The organism is Pseudomonas sp. 43A, from assembly GCF_013363935.1.
GTDB lineage: Bacteria > Pseudomonadota > Gammaproteobacteria > Pseudomonadales > Pseudomonadaceae > Aquipseudomonas > Aquipseudomonas crudilactis.
In genome coordinates this window covers 352,847-362,500 of the sequence record NZ_CP054880.1, presented here as the reverse complement: position 1 = coordinate 362,500, position 9,654 = coordinate 352,847, and the positions used below count along the sequence as shown (strand labels likewise).

Sequence of the window (9,654 nt, the reverse complement as noted above, 5' to 3'; positions counted from 1 at the left end):
ATCAACACTGCCCGGTTCGCCACTCGCAGCTTATTAGTAGCAAAGCGCGGATCGTCAGCCCACTGCGGTTGCCCCGCCACTTCGGCAAACTTGCGGAACTGCCCGTCATTACCCACCGTAAGAATGAAGTCGCCGTCGGCCGTAGGAAAGTCCTGATAAGGCACGATGTTCGGATGCGCATTGCCCAGACGCTTAGGCGCATTGCCCGTAGTCAGATAATTCATCGCCTGGTTGGCCAGGCATGCAACCTGCACATCCAGCAACGCCATATCGATGTGCTGGCCACCGCCACCGCCATCGTGATCGCGATGAGCCAATGCCGCCAGAATCGCCACCGTCGAATACAGACCGGTAAGAATATCCGTCAACGCCACACCCACCTTCACCGGCCCGGCCCCCTCATCACCCTCAGGCCGACCAGTCAGACTCATCAGCCCGCCCAGTCCTTGGATCATGAAGTCATAACCGGCGCGCTTGGCATACGGTCCGGTCTGACCAAAGCCTGTGATCGAGCAATAGATCAGATTCGGATTGATCACCTTCAGTGACTCATAGTCCAGCCCATAAGCCGCCAGACCACCTACCTTGAAGTTCTCTATGAGGATGTCCGACTTCAGCGCCAGTTCGCGTACCAGCTTCTGCCCCTCGGGGCGGGTGAAGTCGATGGTCACCGATTGTTTGTTGCGGTTCGCCGACAGGTAATAAGCCGCTTCCGACGTATTCTCGCCATAAGCGTCTTTAAGGAAGGGCGGCCCCCAGGCGCGAGTGTCGTCACCATTGCCCGGGCGCTCGACCTTGATCACCTCGGCGCCAAGGTCGGCGAGGATCTGCCCGGCCCACGGCCCGGCCAACACTCGCGATAAATCCAATACCCGCAGATGCGACAGCGCGCCCATGGTCGCTCTCCTATTAATAGAACGCCTGCAGACCGGTTTGCGCACGCCCGAGGATCAGCGCGTGGACGTCGTGAGTGCCTTCATAGGTATTCACCACTTCAAGGTTGACCAGATGGCGGGCAACACCGAACTCATCGGAGATGCCGTTGCCGCCGAGCATGTCGCGCGCCATACGAGCGATATCCAACGACTTGCCGCACGAGTTGCGTTTCATGATCGAAGTGATTTCCACTGCGGCCGTGCCTTCATCCTTCATACGACCCAGACGCAGGCAACCTTGCAGCGCCAAAGTGATTTCGGTCTGCATGTCGGCCAGTTTCTTCTGGATCAACTGTGTAGCGGCCAATGGGCGACCGAACTGCTGACGATCCAGGGTGTACTGGCGAGCGGTGTGCCAGCAAAACTCGGCAGCGCCCAGCGCACCCCAGGAGATGCCATAGCGCGCAGAGTTGAGGCAGGTGAATGGGCCTTTCAGACCACGCACGTCCGGGAAGATGTTCTCTTCTGGCACGAACACGTTGTCCATGACAATCTCGCCGGTGATCGACGCACGCAGGCCGACCTTGCCGTGAATCGCCGGAGCACTCAGGCCTTTCCAGCCTTTCTCCAATACAAAGCCGCGAATGTCACCGGCATCGTCCTTGGCCCAGACCACGAACACATCAGCGATCGGGCTGTTGGTAATCCACATCTTCGCGCCGGTCAGGCTGTAGCCGCCGTCGACTTTACGTGCGCGGGTAATCATCGCGCCCGGATCGGAACCATGGTCTGGCTCGGTAAGACCGAAGCAACCGATCCACTCGCCCGAGGCCAACTTCGGCAGGTACTTCTGTTTCTGCGCTTCAGTGCCGAATTCGTTGATCGGCACCATCACCAGCGACGACTGCACGCTCATCATCGAGCGGTAGCCGGAGTCGACACGCTCCACTTCGCGAGCAATGAGACCGTAGCTGACATAGTTCAGGCCACTGCCACCGTACTGCTCAGGGATGGTCGCGCCCAGCAAGCCGACTTCGCCCATCTCGCGGAAGATTGCCGGGTCAGTCTTCTCATGGCGGAAAGCTTCGAGGACACGCGGTGCGAGCTTTTGCTGAGCGAACTGCTCGGCGGTGTCGCGTATCATGCGCTCTTCTTCGGTGAGCTGTTGATCCAGCAGCAGTGGATCGATCCAGTTGAAGCTAGCTTTACCGCCCATGAGTGTGTCCTCGCAAATCGACTGAATTAACGTGGCATTGATCCTAGGCGTGGTTAGCCATCGCGGCAAACGAGGATTTCGCATCCTGTTGTGCTAATTTCTCACTCCGAAACGTCGCGAAATGCCTTTTATGCGGCGCATTAGTGAGGTTGATGTACATGCGCAGGAAGATTCCCAGCACCACCGCCCTGATCAGCTTCGAAGCCGCTGCACGCCATGAGAGCTTTACCCGGGCCGCCGAAGAACTTTCCCTCACCCAGGGCGCGATTTGCCGACAGATCGCCAGCCTTGAAGAGTTCCTCAGCGTAGAGCTGTTCCGACGCTCACGACGCGGAGTGAAACTGACCGAAGCGGGGCTTTCCTACAGTCGTCGGGTGGCGACGCAACTCGATGCGGTAGAACGCGACACCCTTTCAGTCATGGGCCAGCAAGGCACCAATGTGATCGAACTGGCGGTAGTACCGACCTTCGGCACCCAATGGCTACTGCCGCGGCTCAAGGATTTCCAGCTCAAGCACCCGGAAGTCACGGTCAACCTGACAAACCGCACGCGGCCCTTTCTGTTTGCCGATACCGAATTCGATGCGGCGATTTACTTCGGCGACGCCGACTGGTCGGGTACCGAATCCCACAGGCTAATGGGTGAAAATCCGATGCCGGTGTGCAGCCCCACCCTACTCGGCAACAAGACGCATCTGACAGCCGAAGCCATCGCCGAGCTGCCGCTACTGCAGCAGACCACCCGTCCTTACTCGTGGCGCCAGTGGTTCAACTCGCAACAGCTGAATATCCCCCGCGACATGACAGGACCGCGCTACGAGCTATTCTCCATGCTCGCCCAAGCGGCCATGCACGACATGGGCATTGCGCTGATTCCACCGTTCCTGATTCAGCGTGAACTGGCCGAGAAGCGCTTGGTGATTGCCAACCCGCAGGCACTCTCGAGCATCAAGGCCTATTACCTGATGATTCCCGAGCGAAAGGTCGAATCCGCATCATTAAAGGCATTTCGTGATTGGCTGGTAACCCAGGCGAACAGCTACAGCCTAGAAGGATAAGGACTTACAGTGATAACTAACCCCGTAGTCAGGAAAATCAAAGCCCTACAGATATAACTATTTGTCGCAATTGCACAGACTGTATCCGAAAGTCGTACAGACGTCCCACAAGCGCCTGAAGACGTGGCTTTGAGCCTCCATCGGCGACGCATTGATGCCTATTCACGTCACCGATGAGAAATTTTTCCATAATCGGCCAGAATCCTTGCAAGGCACGGCCTGCAAGGGATTCAGCTGGCCATCTGCGACATTCGGTCACGGCATGACTTGTAGTTAATTTTCCGTCACGCGTCATAATCCCTTGAAGGGCATAAAGTTCGCCTGCAAAATGCCGCGCCCCGCCCTGATTTGGCGGGATCGTGCTGATCGGCCGCCCCAGTCGCACCATCCGTAGTGCATGGGTTTACTCAATAAGATCACGCAGGAGATTTGACGTGCACATTGGTGTTCCTCTCGAAACCCAGACCGGTGAAACACGGGTTGCTGCAACCCCGGAAACCATTAAAAAGCTGATCAGCCAAGGTCATAAGGTCACTGTGCAAACCGGCGCCGGCGTAAAAGCCAGTGTGGTCGACAGTGCTTATGAAGCGGCAGGCGCAACCATTGGCAGTGCCAATGACGCGTTTGGCGCCGAGCTGATTCTCAAAGTGGTCGCCCCAAGCGATGCCGAACTGACGCTGGTCAAGCGCGGTACGGTGTTGGTCGGCATGCTCAACCCGTTCAACAACGAAACCATCGCGAAGATGGCCGAGTGCGGCATTACCGCGTTCGCCCTCGAAGCGGCGCCGCGCACCTCGCGCGCGCAGAGTCTCGATGTGCTGTCGTCGCAGGCGAACATTGCCGGCTATAAGGCTGTGTTGCTGGCCGCTCACCACTATCCGCGCTTCATGCCGATGCTGATGACCGCTGCGGGCACCGTGAAAGCGGCGCGCGTGCTGATTCTCGGCGCGGGTGTGGCCGGGTTGCAGGCGATTGCTACGGCGAAACGTCTGGGTGCGGTGATCGAAGCGTCCGACGTGCGTCCGGCGGTAAAAGAGCAGATCGAATCCCTCGGCGCCAAATTCGTCGACGTACCTTACGAGACTGATGAAGAGCGTGAATGCGCCGTCGGTGTTGGTGGTTACGCGCGACCAATGCCGGCGAGCTGGATGCAGCGTCAGGCGCAGGCCGTGCACGAGCGCGCCAAGCAGGCTGACATCGTCATCACCACCGCGCTGATTCCGGGCCGCAAGGCACCGACGCTGTTGAGCGCGGAGACTGTGGCGCAGATGAAACCGGGTTCGGTGGTCATCGACCTCGCAGCAGCTCAGGGTGGCAACTGCCCACTGACCGTGGCAGACCAAGTCGTCGTCGAGAATGGCGTGACCATTTGCGGCCCGACCAACCTGGCCGGTGAAGTCGCTGCAGACGCTTCGGCACTGTACTCACGCAACCTGCTGGACTTCCTCAAGCTGGTGTTCACCCAAGAAGGCCAGTTCGACGTCAACCTCGAAGACGACATCGTCGCCGCGTGCCTGATGTGCCGCGACGGCCAAGTCATCCGCAAAAACGCCTAAGCAGGGATTCAGACGATGGAAGAGCTTATCTCCCCCGGTATCTACAACCTGATCATCTTCGTGCTGGCGATTTATGTCGGTTACCACGTGGTCTGGAACGTTACACCTGCGCTGCACACGCCGTTGATGGCGGTGACCAACGCCATCTCGGCGATCGTCATCGTCGGCGCCATGCTCGCGGCCGCACTGACCGTCACGCCGCTGGGCAAAACCATGGGCACCCTCGCCGTGGCACTGGCTGCGGTGAATGTGTTCGGTGGCTTCCTGGTCACCCGCCGCATGCTTGAGATGTTCAAGAAGAAAGCCCCGAAAGTAAAAGAAGAGGCGCCGAAGTAATGAGCATGAATCTCGTCACGACGCTCTACCTGATCGCGTCGATCTGTTTTATCCAGGCCCTCAAAGGCCTGTCGCACCCGACTACTTCGCGGCGCGGCAATCTGTTCGGCATGCTCGGCATGGCCTTGGCCATTCTGACTACCGTCGGCCTCATCTATAAGTTGGGTGCTGAGCTGGCCACCGCCGGCATCGGTTACGTCATCGTCGGTCTGCTGGTCGGCGGTACTGCCGGTTCGATCATGGCCAAGCGCGTTGAAATGACCAAAATGCCGGAACTGGTCGCCTTCATGCACAGCATGATCGGTCTGGCAGCGGTGTTCATCGCCATCGCTGCGGTGGTTGAGCCGCAGTCGCTGGGCATTGTTAAACAGCTGGGCGATTCGATACCAACGGGCAACCGCCTGGAGCTGTTCCTTGGTGCCGCTATCGGTGCAATCACCTTCTCTGGTTCGGTAATCGCCTTCGGCAAGCTGTCGGGCAAGTACAAGTTCCGTCTGTTCCAGGGCGCACCGGTACAGTTCGCTGGCCAGCACAAACTCAACGCAGTGCTGGGCCTGGCCACACTGGCGCTTGGCTTGACCTTCATGTTCACCGGCAACCTCACCGCGTTTGCACTGATGCTGGCACTGGCGTTCGTGATGGGCGTGCTGATCATCATCCCGATTGGCGGTGCAGACATGCCGGTGGTGGTATCCATGCTCAACAGCTACTCGGGCTGGGCGGCGGCGGGTATCGGCTTCTCGCTGAACAACTCGATGCTGATCATTGCCGGTTCGCTGGTGGGTTCGAGCGGTGCGATCCTCTCGTACATCATGTGCAAGGCGATGAACCGTTCCTTCTTTAATGTACTGCTCGGCGGTTTCGGCAACACGGCCGATGCAGGCCCGGCCGGCGCGAAAGAAGCACGTCCGGTGAAATCCGGTTCGGCTGACGACGCAACCTTCCTGCTGACCAACGCCGACACCGTGATCATCGTGCCGGGCTACGGCTTGGCGGTTGCACGTGCACAGCACGCACTGAAGGAATTGACCGAGAAGCTGACACACCGTGGCGTGACCGTGAAGTACGCGATTCACCCGGTGGCCGGTCGTATGCCGGGGCACATGAACGTTCTGCTCGCCGAGGCCGAAGTGCCTTACGACCAGGTGTTCGAGATGGAAGACATCAACTCCGAGTTCGGCCAGGCCGACGTGGTGCTGGTGCTCGGCGCGAACGACGTGGTCAACCCGGCCGCGAAGAACGATCCGAAGTCGCCGATTGCCGGCATGCCGATTCTCGAAGCGTTCAAGGCCAAGACCATCATCGTCAACAAGCGCTCGATGGCCAGCGGCTATGCCGGTCTGGACAACGAACTGTTCTATCTGGACAAGACCATGATGGTCTTCGGCGACGCGAAGAAAGTCATCGAAGACATGGTCAAAGCGGTCGAGTAATTCCCCGCTGCAAGACCAAACGCCCCGACCTGTCGGGGCGTTTTTGTTTGCGCAAACAGTCGGACAATATGCCGCGTTGTTGCAGATCCAGTAACGGTGTTTTACTTGAAACCCGCTAAATAGACGCCTCGTTTGCGACCTTGGTAGCGGGACAGGCACCCGTCAAATTCACTAGACTGCGCATCCTGCTACTCGCTTCCCGAGATAATAATCCATGTACCGTGACCGTATTCGCCTGCCTTCGTTGTTGGATAGAGTGATGAGCGCCGCCGACGCAGCCGCTCTGATTGAGGACGGCATGACCGTCGGCATGAGCGGTTTCACCCGCGCTGGCGAAGCCAAAGCCGTCCCTCACGCACTGGCCGAGCGGGCCAAGGTCACGCCGCTGAAGATCAGCCTGATGACCGGCGCCAGCCTGGGCAACGACCTCGACAAGCAATTGACCGAGGCCGGCGTACTGTCGCGACGCATGCCATTCCAGGTCGACAGCACCTTGCGCAAAGCGATCAACGCCGGGCAGGTGATGTTCATCGATCAGCATCTGTCGGAAACCGTCGAGCAACTGCGCAACCAGCAACTGAAGCTGCCGGACATCGCGGTCATCGAAGCCGTGGCCATCACCGAACAGGGCCACATCGTGCCGACCACGTCGGTGGGCAACTCGGCGAGCTTCGCGATTTTCGCCAAACAGGTGATCGTCGAGATCAACCTGGCGCACAACGCCAACCTCGAAGGCCTGCACGACATCTATATCCCGACTTACCGCCCGACGCGCACGCCGATCCCGCTGGTAAAAGTCGACGACCGTATTGGCAGCACGGCGATTCCGATTCCGCCGGAGAAGATTGTCGCCATCGTTATTACCCAGCAGTCGGATTCGCCGTCCACCGTGTCAACGCCGGACGTGGATACCAACGCCATCGCCGAGCATCTGATCACCTTCTTCAAACAGGAAGTCGACGCCGGGCGCATGACCAACAAGCTCGGCCCGTTGCAGGCGGGCATCGGCAACATCGCCAACGCGGTGATGTGTGGCCTGATCGACTCGCCGTTCGAAGACCTGACCATGTACTCCGAAGTGCTGCAGGATTCGACCTTCGACCTGATCGATGCCGGCAAGCTGAGCTTCGCTTCGGGCAGCTCGATCACCCTGTCGGAGCGCCGCAACAGCGACGTGTTCGGTAACCTGGAGAAGTACAAGGACAAGTTGGTGCTGCGTCCGCAAGAGATCTCCAACCACCCGGAAGTGGTCCGTCGCTTGGGCATCATCGGCATCAACACAGCGCTGGAATTCGACATCTACGGCAACGTCAATTCCACCCACGTCTGTGGCACTCGGATGATGAACGGCATTGGTGGTTCTGGTGATTTCGCGCGAAACGCGCACCTGGCGGTGTTCGTAACCAAGTCGATCGCCAAGGGTGGGGCCATTTCCAGCGTGGTGCCAATGGTCAGCCACGTTGATCACACCGAGCATGACGTTGACATTCTGGTGACCGAAGTCGGGCTGGCCGACTTGCGCGGCCTGGCGCCACGGGAGCGTGCGCGGGTCATTATTGATAACTGTGTACACCCGGACTTCCGGCAGGCACTGAACGATTACTTCACGGCGGCCTGTGCAATCGGTGGCCACACCCCGCACATCCTGCGCGAAGCCTTGAGCTGGCACATCAACCTGGAAGAAACCGGGCGCATGCTGGCGGTGTAATTCACACAGATAATCCGCTGATGCAAACACAGATTGCGTTGGCGGACTTTCGCAAGCGTCCTGCCTGACAAAAACTGTACTGCTGTACCGGTCATTTCCTACAGGCTTTGCCTACCTTTCCAAGTGAATCGAGCAAAAATGCACCACTTGAGTGCGGACAAGTACAGTTTGCTCAATTTTGACCCGTACACCCGCTATAAACAGTTAACTGGTCACTCACAATACAACTGAACTGTATCTAGAGAGACTTGGCAAACGAGAGGATCATGGGCACCAGTCAAACCACTACCTGATCCCGCCACAAGCGGAAGGATGTCAACCATGGAACGTACACTCAGTTCCGAACTGTTCTTCGAAGACAAAGCTGTAAACACCCAGGCTTCCCTGCCTCTGCGCGTTATCGCCAACCTGATGTTGTGGCAGCGCCGCATCTCCAGCCGCCATCAACTGGCTCGTCTGGATTCGCGTCTGCTGGCTGACGCCGGTATCAGCGAAGCACAACGCTACGAAGAGCTGAGCAAGCCGTTCTGGCGCTAAGTAGCGTCGCTGGCTCTGGTCGTTAGACCCACCGCCAGCAACCCGAATTGAACAAGCAAAACCCGTCGTGGGAAACCACGACGGGTTTTGTCGTTTTCGGGCTGAAAAAATCCCGGTACACCTGCTGATGTTGCTCACAGGTACAGTTTTAAATAATCAACATCTGAACCAGTACAATTTAACTCTAGTGTATCTGCATCTTTGTCTGCGACAGGCTCAACATGACCTTCCGCCTTCACCGGTAAACGGAATACGCCATGAATGACTTACAGGATGTTTCAGAGATTTTAAGCTTACCGGCTTATCGCCCCAACCCTCTGCAACGCTTGTTTCGCGGTCTCTGGGGCAGCCTGGAACGCGCCAGAACGCGGCGCCTGCTATCTCAACTCGATAATCGTGATCTCGCCGATCTTGGCCTCAGCCACGCGGACCGCGTGAATGAACTGGATAAACCGTTCTGGCGCTAGCACTCTGCCCTCTGTGCGAAAGTCGCCCGTCGGCCTAATATCCACGCAGAACGTGGCGAATGCTGTGTCACTGGCGTCTGACTCCTCAGATACCGAGCCACCTCTCAATACGGTTTATCCACAGGAGTTACACCATGTCCCGACTTCGTCTGCTCAGCGCTGCCGCCCTGCTGGCCGTGGCTGCCAACGCCAGCGCCACCAGCTTTATCGTCACCACCGACGCCGTTGTCGGTGCACTGAAGTCCTCGTCCGACGCAACTTCCGACGTCACCTCGTCCTTCCGTGACGACAAAATCGTTCTGGCTGCCCGTGACGACGCCGCCAGCTTCGTCGCCAGCGAAGGCGAGATCCGTGGGGTGAAACTGGAAAGCGCGCTGGATCATATCCGTCACCAGGCGCCACAACTGAATGCGACCGATGCACAGCTTGCCCAAGCCATCCTGACGATCTAAGCGACTTCAGGCATTG

10 protein-coding genes (1 of these 10 running past the window's edge) are annotated in these 9,654 nt (G+C 58.3%); 8 read left to right on the top strand and 2 right to left on the bottom strand.

Annotation, left to right across the window (positions count from 1 at the left end):
* Both HUW52_RS01675 and HUW52_RS01670 read right to left on the bottom strand, forming a co-directional pair.
* Nucleotides 1-896, bottom strand: the 5' portion of a protein-coding gene (locus tag HUW52_RS01675; RefSeq protein WP_175552803.1) for a CaiB/BaiF CoA-transferase family protein. Its footprint begins 331 nt before the window's first position; 896 of the gene's 1,227 nt are visible here — the first part of the coding sequence; the start codon lies at nucleotides 894-896; the stop codon falls past the left edge of the window.
* 13 nt (nucleotides 897-909) lie between these two features.
* Nucleotides 910-2,091 carry an acyl-CoA dehydrogenase gene (locus HUW52_RS01670; RefSeq protein ID WP_016985539.1) on the bottom strand — a complete coding sequence of 394 codons (1,182 nt, stop codon included), beginning with the start codon at nucleotides 2,089-2,091 and terminating at the stop codon, nucleotides 910-912.
* A 158-nt stretch (nucleotides 2,092-2,249) separates the two neighbouring features.
* Here HUW52_RS01670 and HUW52_RS01665 point away from each other — a divergent pair, with 158 nt between their 5' ends.
* From HUW52_RS01665 to HUW52_RS01630, 8 genes are all read left to right on the top strand, one after another.
* Nucleotides 2,250-3,149: a LysR family transcriptional regulator gene (locus HUW52_RS01665; RefSeq protein ID WP_175552802.1), complete on the top strand. Its 900-nt coding sequence runs from the start codon at nucleotides 2,250-2,252 to the stop codon at nucleotides 3,147-3,149.
* A gap of 434 nt (nucleotides 3,150-3,583) precedes the next feature.
* The gene (locus tag HUW52_RS01660; protein ID WP_175552801.1) at nucleotides 3,584-4,705 is read left to right on the top strand and encodes a Re/Si-specific NAD(P)(+) transhydrogenase subunit alpha; all 1,122 of its coding nucleotides are present in this window, start codon (nucleotides 3,584-3,586) and stop codon (nucleotides 4,703-4,705) included.
* 15 nt (nucleotides 4,706-4,720) lie between these two features.
* Nucleotides 4,721-5,041 (top strand): NAD(P) transhydrogenase subunit alpha, encoded by a 321-nt coding sequence (locus tag HUW52_RS01655; protein ID WP_003187417.1) that lies wholly within the window; start codon nucleotides 4,721-4,723, stop codon nucleotides 5,039-5,041.
* Nucleotides 5,041-6,474: an NAD(P)(+) transhydrogenase (Re/Si-specific) subunit beta gene (locus tag HUW52_RS01650; protein WP_016985542.1), complete on the top strand. Its 1,434-nt coding sequence runs from the start codon at nucleotides 5,041-5,043 to the stop codon at nucleotides 6,472-6,474. Before HUW52_RS01655 ends, HUW52_RS01650 begins: the two co-directional genes overlap by 1 nt.
* Before the next feature lie 214 nt (nucleotides 6,475-6,688).
* Nucleotides 6,689-8,182, top strand: coding sequence for an acetyl-CoA hydrolase/transferase family protein (locus HUW52_RS01645; protein WP_175552800.1), 1,494 nt, complete (start codon nucleotides 6,689-6,691; stop codon nucleotides 8,180-8,182).
* A 321-nt stretch (nucleotides 8,183-8,503) separates the two neighbouring features.
* Nucleotides 8,504-8,719 (top strand): DUF1127 domain-containing protein, encoded by a 216-nt coding sequence (locus HUW52_RS01640; protein ID WP_007911656.1) that lies wholly within the window; start codon nucleotides 8,504-8,506, stop codon nucleotides 8,717-8,719.
* Nucleotides 8,720-8,976: 257 nt separating this feature from the next.
* Nucleotides 8,977-9,186, top strand: a complete 210-nt coding sequence (locus HUW52_RS01635) for a DUF1127 domain-containing protein (RefSeq protein WP_016985544.1) — start codon at nucleotides 8,977-8,979, stop codon at nucleotides 9,184-9,186.
* A gap of 134 nt (nucleotides 9,187-9,320) precedes the next feature.
* Nucleotides 9,321-9,638 (top strand): DUF2388 domain-containing protein, encoded by a 318-nt coding sequence (locus HUW52_RS01630; protein ID WP_007953908.1) that lies wholly within the window; start codon nucleotides 9,321-9,323, stop codon nucleotides 9,636-9,638.
* The last annotated feature ends 16 nt before the right edge of the window (nucleotides 9,639-9,654 follow it).